Below are 22,529 nucleotides of genomic sequence, written 5' to 3' on the forward strand. Positions count from 1 at the left end.
ATCGGTGGCATCGGTGGCATCCGTGGCGGCGGTGATCGCGGCGGTGATTGTAGTGGTGTTCATGATGTTCTCCGGAATGAGGATCGCGGAAAGCGCGACATGCGCTTCCGCTACGGAGAAAATTATCGGCGGCGCTGCGATCTAATGACAGCGCGGCAAGGCGGCGTTGACAGCCATGCTGCGGCGTTTTCCTGCCAAGGCCTTGCCTGGGTTCTGCTGCCCGGCCCGGACGGCGCTATGATGGCGTCTATCGTTCCACTGCCGATTGCCGCCATGCCTACTGTCGCCCTGCTGGTATTCCCCGGAGTCCAGGCGCTCGACGTCTCCGGTCCGCTCGACGTGTTCGCCGAGGCCAACCGTTTCCTGCTGCCGCAACAGCATTACCGTCTCAGCGTCATCGGAAGCACACGCGACACCGTCGCCTGCTCCAACGGCATGCAGATCGTGCCGCACCTGCACTACAGCGAAGCGCGCGAAGACTACGACCTGCTGCTCGCGGCCGGCGGCCCCGGCTTGCCGCAGCAGGAACGCGACGCCGCGCTGAGCGACTGGCTGGCCGATGCCGCGCAACGCGCCGGCCGCCATGGCTCGATCTGCAACGGCGCGTTCTTGCTGGCGCGCGCAGGACTGCTCAGGGGCAAACGCGTGACCACGCATTGGAATGACGCCGCTGCATTGGCGCGCGATTTTCCCGAGCTTGAAGTCGACGCCGATCGCATCTATCTGTGCGACGGCAAACTGGTGACGTCGGCGGGAGTCACCGCCGGCATCGATTTGTCGCTGGCGTTGCTGGCCGAAGACGCCGGCCAGGAAGTCGCCCTCAACGTCGCCAAGCGGCTGGTGGTATTCATGCAGCGCAGCGGCGGACAATCGCAGTTCAGTCCTTACCTCACTCCGTATGCGGAAGAGACCTCACTGGTCGGCCAGGTGCAACATTACGTGCGCGAGCATCTGCAGGAAAAGCTCAGCGTCGCACTGTTGGCCAAGCTGGTGTCGAGCAGTCCGCGCAATTTCGCGCGCGTGTTTGCACGCGATGCACGCATGACGCCGGCGGAGTTCATCGAAAGTGCGCGCGTCGATGCGGCGCGCGCAATGCTGGAGAGATCGGGAAGTTCGGCGGCGCCCTTGAAGACGGTCGCTTATCGTTGCGGCTTCCGCGACGCCGGCCATATGCGCGTGGTGTTCCTGCGCCGGCTCGGCATCAGTGCGCAACAGTATCGGGATAATTTTTTTGCGGGCGCCGATGCGGCGTGATCAAAGCCGGGATCAGCTATCCGGCGCGACTTCACCGGCGGACCATTCCGGACTGTAGCCGCCCAGAGTCGGGTGGTACATTTCATCGCCGCTGTGCTGGGTGAATTCGACGTTGAGACGGTCTTCGCGCAGGCCCAGCACCTCGATGCAATCGCGGCACAATGCCTTGGCGACTTCCATGCGCAACTCGGGCGTGCGGCCGCGGCGGATGTCGCACATCAGCACCGATACCGGCTCCACTTCGCCGCCGTCGACCGTGCGCCAGACACTGCCTGCGCCGCACTCGCGGATCACGATGCTGATGCGGCGGATATCGACGCTCATCATGTCGGCATAGGTCTGCGCCATGCGCGCAGCGAGCTGCTTTTTCTGCTGCGCGGGATAGCTGTCGTTGACGTCGAGTTGCAGGTAAGGCATGGCGCATTCCTTTCATTGCGGCTGCATTTGCATCTGCGGTTGCAGCCGCCGAAACTCACGGTTTACTGTTCGACCGCTTCGCCGCGCAGGCGGGCAATCACGCCGTCGAGTGCATCGAGGTCGGAGAAATTGATGATCAGCTGACCGCGATTCTTGGCGCCGGTCTTGATCGATACCTGCGTCGCCAGGATGTCGGACAATTCTTCTTCCAGGCGGGCGATGTCGCGCGATTTTTCCTTGCCCCCGTCGCGCGGCTTGTTCGATGCGGCTTGCTCGGCAGTGGTGCGCACCACCAGCTTCTCGGCTTCACGCACCGACATGCGCTTGGCGACGATCTGGTTCGCCAGCGTGATCTGCGTGGCGGAATCCACCGCCAGCAAGGCGCGGGCGTGGCCCATGTCGATATCGCCGGCCATGAGCATGGTCTGCACCGGCTTGGCCAGGTTCAGCAAGCGCAACAGGTTCGACACCGCGCTGCGCGAGCGGCCGACCGCGACTGCCGCCTGTTCATGCGTGAAGTTGAAATCGGTGATCAGGCGGTGGATACCCTGGGCTTCTTCCAGCGGATTGAGATCCTCGCGCTGCATGTTTTCGATCAGCGCCATCGCGGCGGTGGTCTGGTCGTCGACGTTCTTCACCAGCACCGGCACTTCGGTCAGGCCGGCGATCTTGGCAGCGCGGAAGCGGCGTTCGCCGGCGATGATCTCGTAGATGTCCTTGCCGTTCTTCTGGCCGATGGCGCGGATCAGGATCGGTTGCAGCAGGCCCTGCTCCTTGATCGAGGCGGCCAGCTCATTGAGTGCGCCTTCGTCCATGCGGCTGCGCGGCTGATACTTGCCGGCCTGCAGATCCGTGACCGGCATCACCGATGGCGAACCTGCGACCACCGGCACGTCTTCGGTGATATCGGAAGACCCGCCGAGAAGTGCGTCGAGACCGCGGCCGAGGCCTTTTGATTTTTTGGTTGCCATCTTTTACCTACCTGTTTCTGAATTGCTGATTACTGAAATTGTTTATATCGTTTAGTGCATTTCAAGACTTCGGATCTACTTTTACAGCGTCTTGATGCGCTCGACCATTTCGGCGCCAAAGGCGATGTACGCCTGCGCGCCTTTCGACGCGGCGTCGAAGTTCACGCCCGGCATGCCGTACGACGGCGCTTCGGCCAGACGGACATTGCGCGGAATGACCGTCTTGAAAACCTTGTCGCCAAAATGCTGCTCGAGCTGTTCGGACACCTGCTGCGACAACGTCATGCGCGGGTCGAACATCACGCGCAGCAAGCCGATGATCTTGAGATCGGGATTGAGCTTGGCGTGCACTTTCTTGATGGTGTTGACGAGGTCGGACAAACCTTCCAGCGCATAGTATTCGCACTGCATCGGAATCACCACGCCATGTGCCGAGCACAGGCCGTTGAGCGTCAGCAGCGACAGCGCCGGCGGACAATCGATGAGGATGAAATCGTAGTCGTCGGCGACGGCGGCGAAGGCGTCTTTTAGGCGCTTCTCGCGATTCTCGAGCTCGACCATTTCGACTTCGGCGCCGGCCAGTTCGCGATTGGCCGGCAGCACGTCAAAGTTGCCGCTTTCGGAACGCTTGCGCACGCTCTTGATGTCGGACATGCCGAGCAGCACTTCGTAGATCGAACCTTGCAACTCGGCCTTGTTGATGCCGGAGCCCATGGTGGCGTTGCCCTGCGGATCGAGGTCGGCGAGCAGCACGCGCTGATTGTGCTGCGCCAGGCCGGCGGCGAGATTGACTGCTGTGGTGGTTTTGCCGACACCGCCTTTTTGATTCGCAACGCAAAAGATTTTAGCCATAGGTTCTTCTAGTTAGTGTTCCGTTGGGATTACAGTGAATCTTCAGTTTCTATCCGGGTTATCTTCAGTGCCGGGTCAATGCGTGCCCAGCTTGATGCCGAAGCCGATCAGGAAGACACCGGCCGCGCGCGACGCCAGCGCAGCGATCTTGCGGTTGCGCGCGAGACGTTTCGCCGCGGCGTTGCCGGCCAGGACCAGCAGACTGCCATAAATCAGCGTGCAGGTGCAAATCACCGTGCCCATGATCAGGAACGTGACGGCGCCCTTTTGCGTGGCCGGGTCGATGAACAGCGGGAAGAAGGCCATGTAGAACACGATGGCCTTCGGGTTCATCAGCGTCACGAAGAAGCCGCGGCGGAAATCTTCCATGTCCGAGAATGGCACCACCGACGATCCGCCCTCTTCCTTTGCAAACAGCAGGCGCCCACCGAGGTAGGCGAGATATGCCGCACCCACATACTGCATGCCCTTGAACAGCAAGGGATTCGCGTGCAACAGCGCCGCCACGCCGATCGCCGCGAGAAACATCAGCACGATGTCGCCCAGCATCAGGCCGGCGATCGCCGCAAAACCGCCGCGCAAGCCGTGCTTGGCCGAGCAGGTCAGCACGCAGAAAGTACCGGGACCGGGCAACATCAGGAACACGACCGTGGCGGCGATCAGTTGCCAGACATCGGTAATGCCAATCGTGTGAAACAGTGCTTGCATGGCGTCTCCTTGATTGGGATATCGGTCGGAATTATTCTTGCGGCGTCTTGACCAGCTTGGAGGTATCGAAGCCTTGCTTGGTGGCGTTGTTGACGGCGGCTTCATATTCCGCGGTCGACAGCACCGGCTTGCGCGCCAGGATCCACAGGTAATCGCGCGACGGCGTGCCGACGGTCGCAACCGAGTAGTCGGCATCCAGATCGATCACCCAGTAGTCCCCCCACACCAGCGGGAACCATGCCAGCCAGGCCGGCGCAAAACGCACCTGCAGTCTGGCGTTATGACTGCCTTCGATGACGCGCGCCTGGCCGTCGGCCTGGTCCAGCACGCCGCCCTCGACTTTGCAGCGGTTGATGACGTCAATGTCGCCGTCGCTGCGCGCGCGATATTCGGCGGTCACGTTGGCGATGCACTTCTTCTGGAAGCTGTTGGGGAAGCGGGCGATTTCGTACCATTTGCCGACGTAGCGCTTCAGGTCGACCGAAGGCACGGTGACGACTTCCTGCGCTTGCGCGGGCGCCGGCGCTATGGCCGACAGGAGTGCGGCGGCGATGGCGAAGCCCGAGAGTGCGCGGGTGACGGGTAGGCAATTCATTCAAGACCTTTCGATAAAGATCAGATGACGTTCTGCATCCAGTCCAGGCACATGCAGGGCCTGGGTCTTTTCCACTTTCCATCCATCCGGCAGGCGCGCGATTTCTTCCTGCGGCATCACGCCCTTCATGGCGATATAACGGCCGCCCGGTTGCAGCAGATGGTTCGACCAGTTGATGAAATCGTTGAGTTCCGCAAAGGCGCGCGAAGTGATGACGTCGAACAGTTGCTCGACCTGCAACTGCTCGACGCGCGCGGTGTAGACCGAAACATTGCTTAATTGCAACTCTGCCTTGGCCTGCGTGAGGAATGCCGTTTTTTTATGCACGGTATCGATCATCGACACCTTCATCGCCGGACGCGCTTCGGCCGCCCAGATGGCCAGCACGATGCCCGGCAAACCGCCGCCTGCACCGACGTCCAACACATTGTCGGCTTGCGCGAAAGCCGTCACGGCAGCCAGGGAATCGAGCAGGTGATGCGTCATCATCTGCGCCGGATCGCGCAACGCGGTCAGGTTGTAGGTGCGGTTCCACTTGGCCATCAGGGCCAGGTAAGCCAACAGCTTCTTGTGCTGGCCGGCGCTCAGCGTCAGGCCGAGCGCTTGGGCGCCGGCGGTGAGTGTGTCGCCCAATTGCAGGTCGGTAGTCGTGGTGTTCAAGATGCTCAGGCCGCTTCGTTGTGGTTGTCGGACACGGCGACGTTCTTCAGGCCGCCTTTTTTCAGGTGGACCAGCAGCAGGGACAAGGCCGCCGGCGTCACGCCGGAAATGCGCGAAGCCTGGCCCAGGGTTTCCGGCTTGTGCTTGTTGAGCTTCTGGCGCACTTCGATCGACAGCGCCTGGACGTCCATGTAATCGAGGTCGGCCGGCAGCTTGAGGCTTTCGTTGTGTTCCTGGCGTCCGATTTCCTTGGCCTGGCGATCGATGTAGCCGGCGTACTTGATCTGGATCTCGATCTGTTCGCGCACCGGGTCATCGCTGACGCCCGGACCCGCCAGCGCCTGGCCGTCGGCGCCGGTCAGCGTCATCAGGCTGTCGTAGGTTACGTTCGGACGGCGCAGCAGATCGACCAGGTTGTATTCGCGCTCGATGGCTTTGCCCAGCACGCGCTCGGCTTCGGCGTCGGCGAGGATGCGCGGGTTGACCCAGGTGGATTTGAGGCGCTCCATTTCACGTGCAACAGCTTCGCGCTTCTTGTCGAACATTTCCCATTGGGCGTCGCCGACGCAACCGAGCTGGCGGCCGATTTCGGTCAGGCGCAGGTCGGCGTTGTCTTCGCGCAGGCTCAGGCGATATTCGGCGCGGCTGGTGAACATACGATACGGCTCCTGCACGCCCTGGGTAATCAGGTCGTCGACCAGCACGCCGAGGTAAGCCTCGTCACGGCGCGGCGTCCAGGACTCGCGGCCCTGTGTTTGCAGCGCGGCGTTGAGACCGGCCAGCATGCCTTGGGCTGCCGCTTCTTCGTAACCGGTGGTGCCGTTGATCTGGCCGGCGAAGAACAAGCCCTGGATTTGCCGCGTTTCCAGCGAAGATTTCAGGCCGCGCGGATCGAAGTAGTCGTACTCGATGGCGTAGCCCGGGCGCAGGATGTGGGCGTTTTCCATGCCGCGCATCGAACGCACCAGCGCCAGCTGTACGTCGAACGGCAGGCTGGTGGAGATCCCGTTGGGGTAGAACTCGTTGGTTGTCAGGCCTTCCGGCTCCAGGTAAATCTGGTGCGAATCCTTGCCGGCGAAGCGGTGGATCTTGTCTTCGATCGACGGGCAATAACGCGGACCGACTCCTTCGATCACGCCGGTGTACATCGGGCTGCGGTCGAGACCGGCACGGATGATGTCGTGGGTCTGGGTGTTGGTATGGGTAATCCAGCATGGCATTTGTTGCGGATGCATGCCGACATTGCCCATGACCGAGAATACCGGGATGGGATCGAGGTCACCGGGCTGCTCTTCCAGGACTGAAAAGTCGATGCTGCGGCCGTCGATGCGCGGTGGTGTACCGGTTTTCAGGCGGCCTTGCGGCAGCTTGAGTTCTTTCAGGCGCGCCGACAGCGAGATCGCCGGCGGGTCGCCGGCGCGGCCGGCGGAGTAATTATTGAGGCCGACGTGGATCTTCCCGTCGAGGAAAGTACCCGCTGTCAGCACCACCGCCCTGCCCGCAAAGCGGATCCCGGCCTGGGTCACGGCGCCGATTACGCGGTCGCCTTCGACCATCAGGTCGTCCACCGCCTGCTGGAACAGCCACAGATTGGGCTGGTTTTCCAGGCGCGAACGAATCGCCTGCTTGTACAGGATGCGGTCGGCCTGGGCGCGCGTGGCGCGTACGGCAGGACCTTTGGAGGAATTCAGGATGCGGAACTGGATACCCGCCTCGTCCGTCGCAATCGCCATCGCCCCGCCCATGGCGTCGACTTCCTTGACCAGGTGGCCCTTGCCGATGCCGCCAATGGAAGGATTGCACGACATCTGACCGAGGGTCTCGATGTTGTGGGTCAGCAGCAAAGTCGTTTGCCCCATGCGGGCGGATGCCAATGCAGCTTCGGTACCGGCGTGACCGCCGCCGACGACAATGACATCAAAGTGTGTGGGAAATAGCATAATGCGCCTCGTGGAGACGGTGAACAGAGGCGAGATTATAAAGTCTTTTTGGACAGGTATCAGGCCCTACCCCAGTTATTCCCTTTTTATTCACGTTTTTTGTTTCACGTGAAACAGTTTGAAAAAAATGAACGTCTACCGACAAGCGATGGACAAATAAAAAGAGAAGCCTTGGCCTCCCTTTTTAACTACATCAATATCCTCCGGCGATTGTTCCACGTGAAACAATCGCCGGAATCTATGCGGCTCTCATTTTAGAAATGCGTCGTAGCCGGTCTTCAAAATCAGCGCGCCCACCACGAACAAGAAGAGTTTGCGGACGAAGCTGCTGCCGTGCTTCATCGCCAAGCGCGTACCGACCAAGGAACCGCCGATATTGAACACCGCCATCAACAGACCCAACTGCCAGATCACGTGGCCGCTATACGAGAACCAGAGCAGCGCCGCCAGATTGGTCGCAATGTTCACCACCTTGGACACCGCCGAGGCACGCAGGAAATCATAGCCAAAGATCCGGACGAAAAGGAATACAAAGAAGCTGCCGGTACCCGGTCCGAACAAGCCGTCGTAGAACCCTACCCCGGCACCAACCAGAACAGCGTAGAGTTTTTCCTTGCTCCCGGACAATAACGGCGCATGGTGCTGACCGAAGTCTTTCTTCTTCAGGGTATAGATCGCCACCGCTAGCAAGACAAACGGCAAAGCCTTACGCATCATATCGGTCGGCACATGCGTAACAAGGTAGGCACCGGAAAAGGACAAGGCAAATGCGGCCAACGCCGCAGGCGCCGCCGCCGCCCAATGGATGCGAACCTTACGGGCGAAATTGATCGCAGCGGCACTGGTGCCCATGACGCCGGCCACCTTGTTGGTGCCGAGCAGCGTCGCCGGCGCGACATTGGGAAAAACCGAGAACAAGGTCGGAATCAGCACCAGGCCGCCGCCGCCGACCACCGCATCAACCAGGCCGGCGACGAAGGCGCCGAGACAGAGAATCAAATAATTGGAAAAGAGAGCAGGAAAAAGGTCAGCCATAACGACCTGTCTGCGTGAAGATACTGCGCGGGAAAAACAACGACATCGAGGGCTTTCGGTAAATGGGGAAGGAAGTGCTTGTCGGCTCAGCCTGACATCCAGAGCCGCGAAGCGAGCCGACGGCACTGTCAGAGCGACAAGCATTTTACTCCTGTGACCCGTGCTTCTCCACTCCCATGAGGTAGCCGACAGCATGTCGCGGCGAACGTTACTTGCGCACACGATCCATCAAGACGCTGCGCCAGCTTGGACAGTGAAGTCCCGAAACGATAGGATTTCCCCGACGGCAGGTACTGTGTGCATTCGGGAACGCCATCTCAAGATCGGCGGTGGAATAGACAATATCCACACCGCGCGAAAAATTAACTATTTGATAACTATCGCCAACGTGGTGGTTTTACCCGAGCCGGCAACCGCCTCGATCATGACGATCTGGGCGGAACACCGCGACACTTCAAAATCCCAATTTGCTCGTCGGTCTGGGGCACTGCCCTTCAATTCTCCGGAATACAATTGCTGCATTATTGCGCGGAGTGACACGCTACAAGCAAACCGACCGGCGTGAAATGAAAACTGCCGCCGGACAGTCTGAACTGTGCAGCGGCAGTGATTGCCTTCTTGCCGTCGACGAACGCCTCCGACTCATTGCGAGGTGTAACCCCCATCGATCGGCAAGCTCACACCACTGATCATCGCCGCAGCATCGCTCAACAGGAACAGGATGGGCGCCGCCACATCTTCGGGTGCAGCGAACTTGCGTAAAGGAATGGCTTCCAGAACCCGCCGGTTTTTCTCAGGATCGGCCCAGGCCTGCAATGCCATCGGCGTCAGCGTTACCGTAGGATTGACACTGTTGACGCGGATTCTGTGCGGACCGAGTTCTGCACACATGACGCGCGTGATGGCATCCATCGCCGCCTTCGATGCGCAATAGGCGAGATGATCGTCCAACGCAACCAGGGCCGCCTGACTGGAAACATTGACGATACTGCCGCTGCGCCCTTCCCTGATCATGGTCGCCGCGACATGCCGCGACATCATGGCTGTACCGCGAGCATTAACCTGCATCACCCGATCGAAATTTTCGGAGGTCAATGCTAGCGAATTTTCCAGCACCGATATGCCGGAGCAATTAACCAGGCCGTCGATACCTCGGACATCCTGCAACGCCACTTCCATTGCCCGGTCATCGGCGATGTCCAGCACCAGCGTTTCACAGCCGATCTCCTCCTTCAGCAACGCCAGTTTGTCTTTTTGCCGACCTACCGCAACAACGGCAGCGCCGCATGACCGCAACAGCCTTGCCGTGACTTCACCAATGCCACTGGTGGCGCCCGTGACAACATATTTTCTTTTTGCAACATCAAAGAGCATGATTATTCCTTAAGGAAATGGCAAATGATCAGCACGCATGCAATTGATGCATCGCTGATTTCAGACTTGGATATAGCCCGCGATATTGCGCAAAAATATGCTGGTAGCGCCGGCTGGCTGCGATATCCGGCGTCGTTCTCAAGCGCAGCCGTGCCCACCCCTTTTCGACCTGAGACGTATCGATCAGACCCACGCCGAAAGCCGCCAGCAACGCTGCTCCCAATGCCGCTTCGACATTGTCGTCGATGGTATAGACCGGATAACCTGTGACGTCTGCAATGATCTGCATCCACAAATTGGAATGGCTGGCGCCTCCGACTACCACCAGCCGTTCATCGAGGAACTGTGCACCGCAGGCGCCAGCGTCGATGTTGTGCTTGAGCGCGAATGCCACACCTTCCAGCACGGCGCGATATAAATGCGCACGCCGATGATATAGACTCAGTCCAACAAAAGCGCCACTGGCCTTGGCATCCCAGATCGGGCCGCGCTCGCCCATCAGATAGGGCAAGAACACGATACCCTCAGCGCCCGGCGCAATCGCAGCGGCGTCCCGCTCCAACAGAAAATGCGGATCGACATCGCTGCGTAACGCCTCCGTCATTTCAGCCTGGCAGAATTGCTCCAAAAACCAGCTCACTGCTGCACCCGCCGTAATCGCGCCGCCAAAAATGTAGAGATCCTGCAAACCGTTGTACACGTGCGGCATGCTGATCAGACCGTGACCGGCGTCGACTTGCTGGTTGATATAGCCCCAGCACATGCTGGTGCCGATCATCGCCACATGATTGCCGGCCTTGGTGACGCCGGCAGCAAACGTCGCCATCGCAGCATCTACGCCGCCCGCAATCACTGGCGTGCCTGCGGCAAGACCCAACGCCATCGCCTGCGACGGCAACAACGGGCCAACCACATCGCTGCTGGCGATCAGCCGCTCAGGCATCAGCATCGGCGGAATGCCCAGCATTGCCATCGCCTCCGTTGACCAGCAACGCTGCGTAATGTCGTACACCCCGCCGATGTTGCCCGCCGAGCTGTGGTCCACCGCCAATTCGCCAGTCAGCAAATAATTGACATAACTGTTCGGCGGCAGAAAATAACGTGTTTTCGCCCATACTTCTGGGCGCCGGTTCTTCAGCCACAGCATCTTGGTGTAGCCGTAGTAGCTGTCGACGCCGTTACCTGTCAACACCGCCAGCCGCTCCAGATCGACATGCCGTCGCACCCACTTGACCTCGTCGTCGGCGCGCCGATCCATCCAGATCAGGCAGGGATGCAAAGGCCGCATCTCCGCATCCACCGGAATGCCCGAACCGCCATACAGACTGCTGACGCACAACGCGCGAATGGCAGTCGCCGAAATACCGGCGGCGGCGGCTTGCGCCACGCAATGCCGGATGCAATCGCTGACTGCCTGAAACCAGACATCCGGCCATTGCTCGGCCCACATCGGTTGCGGCGTTTCCACGGCATAAGCCCGGGTATGTTGAGCGACGATCCTGCCGTCCGTTGCGTCTATGCACAGAGCCTTGGTACTTTGCGTCCCGATGTCGACGCCAATCACATAATGCATATGGCCCGGCGTCCTAGCAATCGTTGACGGCCGGCTTGAGTAGCACCTTGATGGACGCCACCGAATTCGCCAAGGCGAAAGCCTCTTCCCATTTTTCCAGCGGGAAGCTGTGAGTGACGATCCCCTTTGACGTCACCAGCCCGCGTGCCAGCAGATCAATCGCTACGGGATAGCAATAAGGACCGAGATGCGCGCCACGCACATCGAGCTCCTTGCGGTCGCCGATGATGGACCAGTCCGCGCTGGTTTCCTTCCCGAACACGCTAAACTCCACGAAGCGCCCCAAGCGGCGGATCAGTTGCAGCCCTTGGGTTACGCCTGCGGGCACGCCGGTGGTCTCGATATAGACATCGCAGCCATAACCTCCGGTCAATCCCTTGATCACCGCCAAAGCGTCTTCCTTGGTCGGATCGATGACCACATCGGCGCCGAATTCGCGCGCCAGCGCCAGTCGTTCCGGCACCAGATCGACGACCACCAGTTTCTTCGGCGTCTTCAGTTTCGCCACTTGGGTCATCATCAGTCCCAGCGGACCCGCTCCGGCGATCACCACCACATCGTCGAGCTGAATGTCGCCGCGATTGACGGTATGAATGGCGCAGGACAACGGTTCGATGATTGCCGCGTCTTCCAACGGCATGTCCATCGGGATCTTGTGCACCACCGCGTTCGACGGCAAGCGCATGTATTCCGCCATGCCTCCATCGGCGACTTCTCGCTGGAAGCCGAAGATGTTGTGGACTTCACACATCCAGTACTTGCCCGTCTTGCAGAACAGGCATGCTTCGCAAGGCACGATCTGTTCAGCTATCACGCGATCGCCCTGCTGCACGCCAAAGTGCTCGGCGGCACCCTCGCCCAACGCGGCGACGTAGCCGAAAAATTCATGGCCCGCCACCACCGGCGGCTTGACCCAGGAGTCCTGACCGTCGCCGCCCCAGAACATCGCCGCCCCGGAATGGCACTTGCAATCGCTGGCGCAAATACCGCATGCGCCGATCCGGATCACCAGCTCATTGCGCCCCGCCTGCGGACAACGAATCGTTTGCAAACGATAGTCCTTGGGACCGTGGCAAACGACGGCTTTCATGTCCACTGCTGAATACTGCATTTTTTCTCCTGAAGGATGATGAAGAGAGATAGAAAGGAATGGGCGGAGACGAATACAATCAGCTCAGCCGCTTGCTGCGCTCCCGGCTGATATAAATGGCAAGCAGAATGATCACGCCCTTGATGATGTTCTGCACATACGGAGAGACGCCGATCATGTTCAGGCCATTGTTCAGCACGCCCAGCAGCATCGCCCCGATCAGCGTGCCGATGATGGAGCCGCGCCCGCCGCTGATCGACGTGCCGCCTATCACCACAGCGGCGATCGCATCGAGTTCGAACGACACGCCCGCATTCGGCTGACCGCTCATCAGGCGAGACGTCAGAACCAGTCCGGCGATTGACGCGCACAGCCCGCTGATGGCGTAGACAAGCAGCTTGTAACGCGCCACCCGCACGCCACTCAGACGCGCCGCTTCTTCATTGCCGCCGAGAGCGTAGACGTAGCGCCCGAATGGCGTGTGGTCGAGCACCACATACATGACGGCGAACACCAACAGCATGATCAAGATTGGCGTCTGCAAACCGAATACGTCGCCGCGACCGAAGAACTCGAACCAATCAGGCAACCCGTCGATTGGATAGCCGCCGGTCGCCACCAGCGCAATGCCGCGCGCGATACCCATGGTCGCCAGCGTCACGATGATCGGCGGCATTCCGGCATAGGCAATGCAAAAGCCGTTCACCAGGCCGACGGCGATACCAACGGCAAAACCGATCGGTATCGCCAGCGCCGGCGGCACGGCGGCAATCATCAGTGCGGCAGTCAGCGTACCCGACAATGCCATCACCGACCCCACCGACAAATCGATGCCGCCGCTCAGGATGACGCAGGTCATGCCGACCGCGATGATGGCGTTGATAGATACTTGCCGGCCGACGTTGATCAAATTGTCTGGCGTCAGAAATGCATCCGTCATCGTCACCATCACCAGGCACACCATCATCAGTCCGACCAGCGGATAACACACCGGTCCTTTGGCGAAACGCGCCAGTGAGATGCGCGTTCTGATCCCGACGCTGACATCAATGCCGGTATCTACTTTGTGTGATTCAGACGAATTCAAGTCGCGAACCTGTGGTTGCATGGCGCATTACCTCGTTAGATTGAATGGAGTCTCCCTCCAGAATGGTGACGATCGCTCCTTGCCGGAACACAGCGACGCGATCGCACATGCCGACGATCTCCGGCAGTTCGGAAGAGATCATGATGACCGCGTAGCCTTGTACCGTCAGCCGTCGCATCAAGCGATAGATTTCCGCCTTGGCGCCGACGTCGATGCCACGTGTCGGCTCATCGAAAATCAAAATCTTGCAATGGTGATTGAGCCAGCGCGCAATGACGACCTTTTGCTGATTGCCGCCACTCAGATTGCCCACGCGAGCAAACACGTCCGGCGCCTTGATATCGATATCGCGAGACATGCATTGCGCATCCTCGCGCTCTGCGCCGCGCCGAATGAACGGCAAAGCGCTGCAATACTTCTGCAGGTTGTTAAGCGAAATGTTGTCCTTGATACTGAAGTCGAGAATCAGTCCCTCGGTCTTGCGATTCTCCGGCAGCAGACCGACGCCGGCGACCAGCGCCTCGGCGGGATCGTGCAAGGCCATCGTCACGCCGTGTACCGATACATCCTTGCGATGACACGGATCCGCACCGATCAGCCCCAATGCCAGCTCGGTGCGGCCGGAGCCGACCAGACCGGCGAAGCCGAGTATCTCGCCCTCACGCAACTGAAAACGATTAACCGGACCGTCACGACGCAATTGTATGGCGCGCACATCCATCGCGGTTCTCATTGACGTCGACATGCGCGCCGCCGTTTTGGGAGGAAAGGTATTTTGCAAACGCCGACCGACCATCATTTCCACCAGATCGTCTACCGTCGTCGCCACCACCTCCGCACTGCCAACATAAGCACCGTCGCGCAACACCGTAACGCGATCACAGACTTCGAAAATCTCTTCCATATGGTGCGAGATGAAGATCATCGCCACGCCCAACCGTTTCAGTTCACGCATCACCGTGAACAGATGCGCGGCTTCCGCTGGCGTCAGCGTCGCCGTCGGTTCATCGAGAATCAGGATGCGCGCCTCCAGCGACAAGGCCTTGCCGATCTCCACGAACTGCTGCTGCGCCAGGCTCAAGCGCCTGACCTCCATCGACAAATCGATCGTGACGCCAAGACGCCGGAAAATCGCTTCCGCGCGTCTGCGCATCATCGTTCTCGACAACAGGCCAAAGGTGTTGCGCATCTCGCGGCCGAGGAACATGTTGTCCACCGCGTTGAGATAAGGTATCAGGCTGAATTCCTGAAAGATGATCGCGACGCCCGACTTGATCGCGTCATGGTAACTGGTAAAATGCCGCTCCTCGCCGCCCACGATGATGCGGCCCTGATCTGGACGGTGGACACCGCCCAGTATCTTCATCAGCGTCGATTTACCCGCGCCGTTCTCGCCGAGCAGCGCGTGAATCTCGCCGCCGGCGACTGCCAGATCAACGCCGTTAAGCGCCTTGATCCGGCCGAACTGTTTGCAGATGCCCTGCAATTCCAGAATGGTGTGCATGATTATCTCAGTAGCGCATACTTACCAGCGGAAACTGGCGGCCTGTTCTCTGTCGATCAGCTTGATGTCCACGGGAATGGTCGCCGGCGGCGTCGCCCCCCACTTCTTCGCCAGCGCCACGCCGAGTGCCAGCCTGATCTGATCGCGCGGATATTGCGCGGCGGTCGCGATGAATTTGGCATTGCTCTTCAGGATCGCCTTGATCGCATCCGGCGCGCCATCCACACTCACCAGCTTGACGTCCTTGCCGCTCGATTCGATCGCTGACAATGCTCCCAGCGCGCCGATATCGTTGACGCTGAACATGCCTTGCAGCCGGGGATGCGATTGCAAGATGTTTTCCGTCACGCTCAGAGCCTGGTCGCGCTCCTGCTTACCGTTTTGCGTAGCGACCAACTTGATGCCGGGGAAATTGGTGAACGCTGCCTTGCAGCCGCGCACACGCTCCAGAATAGGAACGACCGGAATGCCGTCGAGAATGGCGACATCTCCCTTGCCCTTCAGGGTATTCGCCAGATACGTACAGGCCGCCTGACCGGCATCAAAGTTCTTGGAGCCGACGAAGGAATCGACCGGGCCTTGCGCATTGGCATCCACGGTAACGACCACGATACCGGCCTTCTTGGCTGACTTCACCGCCGACTGTATGCCGACGGAATCGGTCGGATTGAGCAGCAGGATATCAATCTTCTTTTGAATCAGGTCTTCCACATCGCTGGTCTGCTTGGCAATGTCGTGCCGCGCATCCGTCACGATCAGCGTGGCACCGATGCTGGTAGCGGCTTCTTCAGCAGCCTTTTTCATGGTGACGAAGTAGGGATTGTTCATCTCCTGCAAAGACAAACCGATCTTCAATGGCGGTGCCGCTGAAACCGAAAACGACAGGCCGGTGAAACCAAATGCCATGCAGATCGATGACACGAATTTACAAAAATGCGACCGACGGGGATGGAACATGCTTGATCTCCTTTGATTGCCTGACAGTGAATGAAACGATGCGCAGCCGCTGTAGAAACACGCGCTTACGTACTCGCGTGTACCCGCCATTCAGGCGGCTTGCGCAAGATTGCGCGACGCCATGTTGATCTCCTGGTACTTACGAAAGGCGGACGGCGAAACGCCCTTCTGTATCAGGAAATGGCGATTGAAATTGGAAACGTTGTTGAAGCCGACGCGGAAACAGATATCCGTAATGCCCAGGTCGCCCTGCATCAGCAATTCGCACGCGCCGTTGATGCGCAACTGGTTGATGTACTGGATGCAACTCATGCCGGTATGTTTGCGGAATGATCGCGAAAACGCGCTAGTGCTTTGCTGCGCCAGTTCCGCCAGCACGGATTCGCGCAAGTCGGTATCAAGATTCTCAGCAATGAAACGCAATACATGATTCAGCCGCGACGACATGTACGCCAGCGCATCCGGCACATAGCCGGGACTAGCCAACGGCATGCGGCCGGCATCGGCGATCATCAGATCAAACAAGGCCAGGAACAGTTGTATCCGCTTACATCCTTGGGCCGTCAGCAACTGGCGCATGATGGATTCGGCTGCGGCGCCGGTAGCAGCGGTAAACACCAGCCCGGCCTGGGCATCAAGCAACAGGTCTTCCAGTTCGTGTAATTCGGCGAATGCGTGGATGCCGTTGTTGATGAACTCGCTGGGGAACTGGATGATGAGGCCACGCTCGGGCACCTGTTCGCCGGGAGCGACATCGCTGACCCAGTTGTGCGGAAGGTTCGGTCCCAGTAGCACCAGATTACCGGGTTCGAATTGGCCGATGAAATCGCCAACAAAATATTTACCGCTGGTCGCGGTGATAAACTGGATTTCGTATTCGGGATGAAAGTGCCAGCGCACCGTCCGATACGGATAACCATGCGACCAGATCGTGAAAGACTCGTTCCGACGCACATCCACCAGTTCCAGATCCGGCAGCGCAGCAAGGTTTGTTGCACGCCCATGCCCGACGCCACTGTCCGAGATACAACCTTTCATCGTACTGTCTCCTTGTTTTGGCTTGCCGCTCTTTTTTATGATTCCTAATATAGAGAGTCGCGCACAGTTACGCCAATACAAATACTTGAAGATTCAGATACTTTTTTGACTAGATTGATGCAACCGATGCTTGAAAGAACCGCGTTCAGATGAGCATGGACGGCAGTGTTATCGTGACGAAAACAGCACGCACTCTCCCTTGCTGCACGCCATGTCCGTGCGAGTTCAAATGAAACTGCCGCCGGACAGTCTGAACTGTGCGGCGGCAGTGATTGCTGCGGTTGTTGCGATTGCTCTAGCCGGCAAGCCGGCCTGAGCGACAAACTAGTGTGATGCAGTCGGCGAACGTTTGCCGAACAGGTGCAGGATCTCGCCCACGATACCGCGGCGGAACGCCAGCACGCAGACGATGAAGATGAAGCCCGTCACGATGGTGACCGAGTCGCCCAGCGTATTGAACCACTCGATGTGCGTCACGCCGGCCAGCCAGTTGCCGATGTCGCCCAGCTTGTTCTCCAGCATGATGATGATCACCGCGCCGACGATAGGACCGACGATCGTGCCCAGGCCGCCGACCAGCGTCATCAGCACCACCAGGCCCGACATGCTCCAGTGCACATCGGTCAGCGTTTCGAAACCCAGCACCAGCGCCTTGGTCGAACCCGCCAGACCGGTCAGCGCCGCCGACAGCACAAACGCCAGCAGTTTGTAGCGGTCAACGTCGTAGCCCAGCGAGATCGCGCGCGGCTCGTTTTCCTTGATCGCCTTGAGCACCTGGCCGAACGGCGAGTGAATGGTCCGCACGATCAGGGCAAAGCCGGCAATCGCGATCGCCAGCACGACGTAGTACAAGGTCATGTCGCTGGACAGATCGATGAAGCCAAGCAGCTTGCCGCGCGGGATGCCTTGCAGGCCATCTTCGCCGCCGGTGAACGGCGCCTGCAGCGCAACGAAGAACAGCATTTGCGCCAGCGCCAGGGTGATCATGGTGAAGTAGATGCCCTGGCGGCGAATCGCCAGCAGGCCCATCACCAGACCGATCAGCGCGCCTGTCAGCGTACCCAGAATCAGGCCGATTTCAGTCGGCACGCCCCAGGCCTTGATCGCCTGACCGGCGACGTAACCGGCGCCGCCGAAGAAAGCGGCATGGCCGAACGACAGCAGGCCGGTGTAGCCGATCAGCAGATTGAAGGCGCACGCGAACAGCGCGAAACACAGCATCTTCATCAGGAACACCGGATACAGGCCGAACGGCGCCAGCAACGCGAGGATCAGCAGCACGCCGTAAAAAAGTTTCTTGTTCAATGGGTTGTTCATCTTGTGCGCCTTATTTCTCTTTACCGAACAGACCGGCCGGACGAATCATCAGCACGATGGCCATGATGATGAACACGACGGTTGCCGACAGTTCCGGATAAAACACGCGGGTCAGGCCTTCGATCACGCCCAGGCCCAGGCCGGTGACGATCGAGCCGAGGATGGATCCCATCCCGCCGATCACCACCACCGCAAACACCACGATGATCAGGTTCGAGCCCATCAGCGGCGACACCTGAATCACCGGCGCCGCCAGCACGCCGGCAAATGCCGCCAGCGCCACGCCGAAGCCGTAGGTCAGGGTCACCATCAGCGGCACGTTGATGCCGAAGGCTTCCACCAGCTTCGGGTTCTCAGTGCCGGCGCGCAGGTAGGCGCCCAGACGGGTCTTTTCGATCACGAACCAGGTCGAGAAACACACCACCACCGACGCCAGCACAACCCAGGCACGGTAGTTCGGCAAGACCATGAACCCGAGGTTGGTGGCGCCCTGCAGTGCGTCAGGCACAGAGTAAGGTTGACCGGAGACGCCGTAGATCGAACGGAAGATGCCTTCCACCATCAGCGTGATGCCGAAGGTCAGCAGCAGACCGTAAAGGTGATCGAGCTTGTAGAGCCAGCGCAGCATGGTCTTTTCGATCACGATGCCGAATGCGCCGACGATGAGCGGCGCCAGAATCAGCATCACCCAGTAATTGATATTGAAATAGCTCAAGCCTATCCATGCCGCGAACGCGCCGAGCATGTAAAGGGTGCCGTGTGCAAAGTTGATCACGTTGAGCAGGCCGAAGATGACCGCCAGTCCCAGCGACAGCATCGCGTAGAACGAACCGTTCACGAGGCCCAACAGCAGCTGGCTCAACAAGGCTTGCAGGGGTATGCCGAATAATTCCATAGAAACTCATTCATTCCGATTGACCGGAAGTTGCGCGGCGGACCGCTCGCTTCCGGCTTATCAAATACAACAAGAAAAATCTGTCATCCCGATTCTTCAACAGAAATCAGAAATGACAGATCCTTTTGGTGCGTTGATTGTCCGTCGATTACCGGCGGATTATTTCCAGGCCGAGCACTTGGATTCAGCCTTGGTGGTCCAGGCTTGTTCTCCAGGGATGGTCTGGACCAGCTTGTAGTAGTCCCATGGATACTTGGACTCGGCCGGTGTCTTGACCTGGTACAGGTACATGTCATGGACCACGCGGCCGTCGGCGCGCAGGTAGCCGTTCTTCTGGAACACGTCGTTGAACTTGGTCTTGCGCAGTTGTGCCATGACCTTGTCCGAATCATCCGTACCGGCAGCCTTCACCGCTTGCAGGTATTGCAGCGCGGCGGAGTAGTCGGCCGCTTGCAGGCTCGACGGCATCTTCTTTTGCTTTTCGAAGTAGCGCTTGGCGAACTTGCGAGTCTCGTCGTTGGTGTCCCAGTACCAGCTGTCGGTCAGGTACATGCCCTGGGTCAGCTTCGGCGTCAGCGAGTGCACGTCGTTGATGAACACCAGCAGGCCGGCCAGCTTGGCGGTCTTGGTGATGCCGAACTCGTTGGCTGCCTTCACCGAGTTGATGAAGTCGCCGCCGGCGTTGGCCAGGCCGATGATCTGGGCCTTGGAAGTCTGCGCCTGCAGCAGGAAGGACGAGAAGTCGGATGCGCCCAGTGGATGCTTGACCGAACCCACGACCGTGCCGCCCGATGCCTTGACGACGTTGCTGGTGTCGCTTTCCAGCGAGTGGCCGAACGCGTAGTCGGCGGTCAGGAAGAACCAGCTCTTGCCGCCCTGCTTCACGACTGCCGAACCGGTGCCTTTGGCCAGCGCGACGGTGTCGTAGGCGTAGTGGACGGTGTAAGGCGAGCATTCTTCATTGGTCAGGCGAGCCGAGCCGGCGCCGTTTTCGATGAAGACCTTTTTCTTTTCGTTGGCGACCTTGGCCATTGCCAGCGCCGTGCCGGAATTGGTGCCGCCGATCAGGACGTCAACGCCCTGCTGGTCGAACCATTCGCGCGACTTGCTGGCGGCGACGTCAGCCTTGTTCTGGTGATCGGCGACAACCAGTTCGATTTTCTTGCCGTTGATCGAACCGCCCATGTCGGCGATCGCGAACTTGATCGCTTCCGCACCGCCCTGGCCGTCGATGTCCGAATAGACGCCGGAGATGTCGGTGATGAAACCGATCTTGATCACGTCTCCGGAAATTTGCGCCGAAGCCGGTGCCGCGAATGCGAACGCTGCTGCTGCAGTCGACACGGCGAGTGACATTGCCTTTAACTTCATTTCCATCTCCTTTTGTTATAACGCCAGTGATGCTGGTAACGTTTGTGATGCCCGCTCAATAAGTATTTATTCAATACGTGCGTAATGCCGATTTTTACAAACGGGCGCATGAATGATCACGCGACCGCTCGTCGCACCATGATCCACGAACCATGGTGCATTCTTTTTATGACTGCTTTGTTAATTCAGAATAATGATGCGACAGCTTGGATAGCGAAACCAGCGAAACTAGCGAAACGATGATCCGCCTCTGCTTTACTCAAACGCCCAGCAGCTCATTGAGCTTCTGCGTCTTCGACTCGAGTTCCGAAGAAGCGAACGACTCGACGATCTGGCCGTGTTCCATCACATAGAAACGATCAGCCAGGGGCGCGGCAAAGCGGAAGTTCTGTTCCACCATCACAATCGTGTAACCCTTGGCCTTGAGCATGAGGATCATGCGCGCCAGCGCCTGCACGATCACCGGCGCCAGGCCTTCGGAAATCTCGTCGAGCAGCAACAGGCGGGCGCCCGTGCGCAGGATGCGCGCCACCGCCAGCATCTGCTGTTCACCGCCGGACAAACGCGTGCCCTGGCTGTTGCGGCGTTCCTTGAGGTTGGGGAACATGTCGTAGATCTCTTCGATCGACATGCCCTTGTCTGTCTTCGATACGAACGGCGGCAGCATCAGGTTCTCTTCCGCCGACAGCGATGAGAAGATGCCGCGCTCTTCCGGACAATAACCGACACCCTGATGCGCGATCTTGTAGGTCGGCATGGCGATGGTTTCATTGCCGTTGATCTTGATCGAGCCCTTGCGCGCGCCGACCAGTCCCATGATGGAACGCAGCGTCGTGGTGCGGCCGGCGCCGTTGCGGCCCAGCAGCGTCACCACTTCACCTTTGTTCACCGACAGGTTGACGTTGTGCAGGATGTGCGATTCGCCGTACCAGGATTGCAGGTCGGAGATCTCCAGCGCGGCCGTGCCGCTGCCGGTGGAGGCCACGCCGCCTTGTTGCATTGTCGCCGTGCTCATCAGTGTGCTCCTTCCAGCGCGCCGGCAGTGGTGCCCATGTAGGCTTCCATCACCTGCGGATTCTTCGATACCTGGTCATACGTGCCTTCGGCCAGCACGGCGCCGCGTTGCAGCACGCTGATGCGGTCGCAGATGCCGGCGATGACGTTCATGTTGTGTTCCACCATCAGGATGGTGCGGCCGGCGGAAACCTTCTTGATCAGCGCCGTCACGCGATCGACGTCTTCGTGGCCCATGCCCTGGGTCGGTTCATCGAGCAGCATCAGTTCGGGTTCCATCGCCAGCGTCGTGGCGATTTCCAGTGCGCGCTTGCGGCCGTACGGCAAATCGACGGTCAGCGTATCGGCGAAACTGGTCAGGTCGACTTCGTCGAGCAAGGCCATGGCGCGGTCGTTGAGTTGCTTCAGGCTGTCGCTGCTCTTCCAGAAATGGAAGGAGGTGCCGAGCGTGCGCTGCAAACCGATGCGCACATTCTCCATCACGCTCAGGTGGGGAAACACCGCGGAAATCTGGAACGAACGGATGATGCCCTGGCGCGCAATCTGCGCCGGCGCTTCCATCGTGATGTCACGGCCGTTGAACAGGATCTGGCCCGAGGTCGGCACCAGGAATTTGGTCAGCAGGTTGAAGCACGTCGTCTTGCCGGCGCCGTTCGGGCCGATCAGCGCATGGATATGGCCGCGCTCGACTTGCAGGTTGACTTTGCTTACTGCTGTAAAACCCTTGAATTCCTTCGTCAGGTTTTTTGTCTCCAGAATGACATCTGTCATAGTGTCTCTTCTCATTCTTCCCATGAATACCTTGCGTGTGTCCGCAAGGCCGCCTTGTGTAAATCGCTACGCTTCTGGCGCCGCAATCTGAGCCTGTGAGGCTCTC

General features: G+C 59.2%; 21 protein-coding genes. 1 reads left to right on the top strand and 20 read right to left on the bottom strand.

The genetic code is table 11. The features are described from left to right. Positions 1–273: 273 nt before the first annotated feature. The gene (locus F506_RS22290) at positions 274–1,254 is read left to right on the top strand and encodes a GlxA family transcriptional regulator (RefSeq protein WP_053201851.1); all 981 of its coding nucleotides are present in this window, start codon (positions 274–276) and stop codon (positions 1,252–1,254) included. Between the two features lie 12 nt (positions 1,255–1,266). Here F506_RS22290 and F506_RS22295 read toward each other — a convergent pair whose 3' ends face one another. The 20 genes from F506_RS22295 to F506_RS22390 all read right to left on the bottom strand — a co-directional run bounded on the left by F506_RS22295 (position 1,267) and on the right by F506_RS22390 (position 22,423). Beyond that, positions 1,267–1,671, bottom strand: coding sequence for a tautomerase family protein (locus tag F506_RS22295; RefSeq protein ID WP_053201029.1), 405 nt, complete (start codon positions 1,669–1,671; stop codon positions 1,267–1,269). A gap of 62 nt (positions 1,672–1,733) precedes the next feature. Further along, positions 1,734–2,642, bottom strand: coding sequence for a ParB/RepB/Spo0J family partition protein (locus tag F506_RS22300; protein WP_053201031.1), 909 nt, complete (start codon positions 2,640–2,642; stop codon positions 1,734–1,736). A gap of 81 nt (positions 2,643–2,723) precedes the next feature. Continuing rightward, positions 2,724–3,494, bottom strand: a complete 771-nt coding sequence (locus F506_RS22305) for a ParA family protein (protein ID WP_053201033.1) — start codon at positions 3,492–3,494, stop codon at positions 2,724–2,726. 75 nt (positions 3,495–3,569) lie between these two features. Continuing rightward, entirely contained in the window at positions 3,570–4,202 is a 633-nt protein-coding gene (gene leuE / locus F506_RS22310) for a leucine efflux protein LeuE (protein WP_053201035.1), read from the bottom strand. Positions 4,203–4,233: 31 nt separating this feature from the next. Further along, positions 4,234–4,797, bottom strand: a complete 564-nt coding sequence (locus tag F506_RS22315) for a lipocalin family protein (protein WP_053201037.1) — start codon at positions 4,795–4,797, stop codon at positions 4,234–4,236. After that, the gene (rsmG, locus tag F506_RS22320; protein ID WP_053201039.1) at positions 4,798–5,457 is read right to left on the bottom strand and encodes a 16S rRNA (guanine(527)-N(7))-methyltransferase RsmG; all 660 of its coding nucleotides are present in this window, start codon (positions 5,455–5,457) and stop codon (positions 4,798–4,800) included. A gap of 5 nt (positions 5,458–5,462) precedes the next feature. Further along, entirely contained in the window at positions 5,463–7,397 is a 1,935-nt protein-coding gene (gene mnmG, locus F506_RS22325) for a tRNA uridine-5-carboxymethylaminomethyl(34) synthesis enzyme MnmG (protein WP_053201041.1), read from the bottom strand. A gap of 249 nt (positions 7,398–7,646) precedes the next feature. Beyond that, positions 7,647–8,432, bottom strand: coding sequence for a sulfite exporter TauE/SafE family protein (locus F506_RS22330; RefSeq protein ID WP_053201044.1), 786 nt, complete (start codon positions 8,430–8,432; stop codon positions 7,647–7,649). A 642-nt stretch (positions 8,433–9,074) separates the two neighbouring features. Next, a complete protein-coding gene (locus F506_RS22335) occupies positions 9,075–9,812 on the bottom strand; it encodes an SDR family oxidoreductase (RefSeq protein WP_162490555.1) in 738 nt (245 codons plus the stop codon). 22 nt (positions 9,813–9,834) lie between these two features. After that, entirely contained in the window at positions 9,835–11,379 is a 1,545-nt protein-coding gene (locus F506_RS22340; protein ID WP_053201047.1) for an FGGY-family carbohydrate kinase, read from the bottom strand. Positions 11,380–11,392: 13 nt separating this feature from the next. After that, complete coding sequence (locus tag F506_RS22345; protein WP_235471295.1) at positions 11,393–12,469, bottom strand: zinc-binding dehydrogenase; 1,077 nt, start codon at positions 12,467–12,469, stop codon at positions 11,393–11,395. Between the two features lie 79 nt (positions 12,470–12,548). Beyond that, positions 12,549–13,577 (bottom strand): ABC transporter permease, encoded by a 1,029-nt coding sequence (locus tag F506_RS22350; RefSeq protein ID WP_083458180.1) that lies wholly within the window; start codon positions 13,575–13,577, stop codon positions 12,549–12,551. After that, positions 13,543–15,060 carry a sugar ABC transporter ATP-binding protein gene (locus F506_RS22355; RefSeq protein WP_053201052.1) on the bottom strand — a complete coding sequence of 506 codons (1,518 nt, stop codon included), beginning with the start codon at positions 15,058–15,060 and terminating at the stop codon, positions 13,543–13,545. The genes F506_RS22350 and F506_RS22355 overlap by 35 nt, the downstream gene beginning before the upstream one ends. A gap of 21 nt (positions 15,061–15,081) precedes the next feature. Then, a complete protein-coding gene (locus tag F506_RS22360; protein WP_235471575.1) occupies positions 15,082–15,966 on the bottom strand; it encodes an ABC transporter substrate-binding protein in 885 nt (294 codons plus the stop codon). A 141-nt stretch (positions 15,967–16,107) separates the two neighbouring features. Then, positions 16,108–17,136 carry a helix-turn-helix domain-containing protein gene (locus F506_RS22365; protein WP_235471297.1) on the bottom strand — a complete coding sequence of 343 codons (1,029 nt, stop codon included), beginning with the start codon at positions 17,134–17,136 and terminating at the stop codon, positions 16,108–16,110. A 243-nt stretch (positions 17,137–17,379) separates the two neighbouring features. Continuing rightward, complete coding sequence (locus tag F506_RS22370) at positions 17,380–18,372, bottom strand: branched-chain amino acid ABC transporter permease (RefSeq protein ID WP_235471299.1); 993 nt, start codon at positions 18,370–18,372, stop codon at positions 17,380–17,382. Between the two features lie 10 nt (positions 18,373–18,382). Further along, positions 18,383–19,267, bottom strand: a complete 885-nt coding sequence (locus tag F506_RS22375; protein ID WP_053201058.1) for a branched-chain amino acid ABC transporter permease — start codon at positions 19,265–19,267, stop codon at positions 18,383–18,385. Positions 19,268–19,426: 159 nt separating this feature from the next. Further along, positions 19,427–20,638 carry an ABC transporter substrate-binding protein gene (locus F506_RS22380; protein ID WP_053201060.1) on the bottom strand — a complete coding sequence of 404 codons (1,212 nt, stop codon included), beginning with the start codon at positions 20,636–20,638 and terminating at the stop codon, positions 19,427–19,429. Between the two features lie 259 nt (positions 20,639–20,897). After that, positions 20,898–21,653, bottom strand: coding sequence for an ABC transporter ATP-binding protein (locus F506_RS22385; protein WP_053201063.1), 756 nt, complete (start codon positions 21,651–21,653; stop codon positions 20,898–20,900). Continuing rightward, complete coding sequence (locus F506_RS22390) at positions 21,653–22,423, bottom strand: ABC transporter ATP-binding protein (RefSeq protein WP_053201065.1); 771 nt, start codon at positions 22,421–22,423, stop codon at positions 21,653–21,655. Before F506_RS22390 ends, F506_RS22385 begins: the two co-directional genes overlap by 1 nt. Positions 22,424–22,529 lie beyond the last annotated feature (106 nt).

The organism is Herbaspirillum hiltneri N3 (assembly GCF_001267925.1).
Taxonomy (GTDB): domain Bacteria; phylum Pseudomonadota; class Gammaproteobacteria; order Burkholderiales; family Burkholderiaceae_D; genus Herbaspirillum; species Herbaspirillum hiltneri.

What these genes read in the sequence shown, in the direction of transcription:
- F506_RS22345 (WP_235471295.1), bottom strand. Translation starts at nt 12,469, where the DNA reads ATGAAAGCCGTCGTTTGCCACGGTCCCAAGGACTATCGTTTGCAAACG.
- F506_RS22380 (WP_053201060.1), bottom strand. Translation starts at nt 20,638, where the DNA reads ATGAAGTTAAAGGCAATGTCACTCGCCGTGTCGACTGCAGCAGCAGCG.
- F506_RS22315 (WP_053201037.1), bottom strand. Translation starts at nt 4,797, where the DNA reads ATGAATTGCCTACCCGTCACCCGCGCACTCTCGGGCTTCGCCATCGCC.
- F506_RS22340 (WP_053201047.1), bottom strand. Translation starts at nt 11,379, where the DNA reads ATGCATTATGTGATTGGCGTCGACATCGGGACGCAAAGTACCAAGGCT.
- F506_RS22290 (WP_053201851.1), top strand. Translation starts at nt 274, where the DNA reads ATGCCTACTGTCGCCCTGCTGGTATTCCCCGGAGTCCAGGCGCTCGAC.
- F506_RS22390 (WP_053201065.1), bottom strand. Translation starts at nt 22,423, where the DNA reads ATGACAGATGTCATTCTGGAGACAAAAAACCTGACGAAGGAATTCAAG.
- F506_RS22305 (WP_053201033.1), bottom strand. Translation starts at nt 3,494, where the DNA reads ATGGCTAAAATCTTTTGCGTTGCGAATCAAAAAGGCGGTGTCGGCAAA.
- F506_RS22355 (WP_053201052.1), bottom strand. Translation starts at nt 15,060, where the DNA reads ATGCACACCATTCTGGAATTGCAGGGCATCTGCAAACAGTTCGGCCGG.
- F506_RS22295 (WP_053201029.1), bottom strand. Translation starts at nt 1,671, where the DNA reads ATGCCTTACCTGCAACTCGACGTCAACGACAGCTATCCCGCGCAGCAG.
- mnmG (WP_053201041.1), bottom strand. Translation starts at nt 7,397, where the DNA reads ATGCTATTTCCCACACACTTTGATGTCATTGTCGTCGGCGGCGGTCAC.
- F506_RS22385 (WP_053201063.1), bottom strand. Translation starts at nt 21,653, where the DNA reads ATGAGCACGGCGACAATGCAACAAGGCGGCGTGGCCTCCACCGGCAGC.
- F506_RS22360 (WP_235471575.1), bottom strand. Translation starts at nt 15,966, where the DNA reads ATGGCATTTGGTTTCACCGGCCTGTCGTTTTCGGTTTCAGCGGCACCG.
- F506_RS22375 (WP_053201058.1), bottom strand. Translation starts at nt 19,267, where the DNA reads ATGGAATTATTCGGCATACCCCTGCAAGCCTTGTTGAGCCAGCTGCTG.
- F506_RS22350 (WP_083458180.1), bottom strand. Translation starts at nt 13,577, where the DNA reads ATGCAACCACAGGTTCGCGACTTGAATTCGTCTGAATCACACAAAGTA.
- leuE (WP_053201035.1), bottom strand. Translation starts at nt 4,202, where the DNA reads ATGCAAGCACTGTTTCACACGATTGGCATTACCGATGTCTGGCAACTG.
- F506_RS22330 (WP_053201044.1), bottom strand. Translation starts at nt 8,432, where the DNA reads ATGGCTGACCTTTTTCCTGCTCTCTTTTCCAATTATTTGATTCTCTGT.
- F506_RS22300 (WP_053201031.1), bottom strand. Translation starts at nt 2,642, where the DNA reads ATGGCAACCAAAAAATCAAAAGGCCTCGGCCGCGGTCTCGACGCACTT.
- F506_RS22370 (WP_235471299.1), bottom strand. Translation starts at nt 18,372, where the DNA reads ATGAACAACCCATTGAACAAGAAACTTTTTTACGGCGTGCTGCTGATC.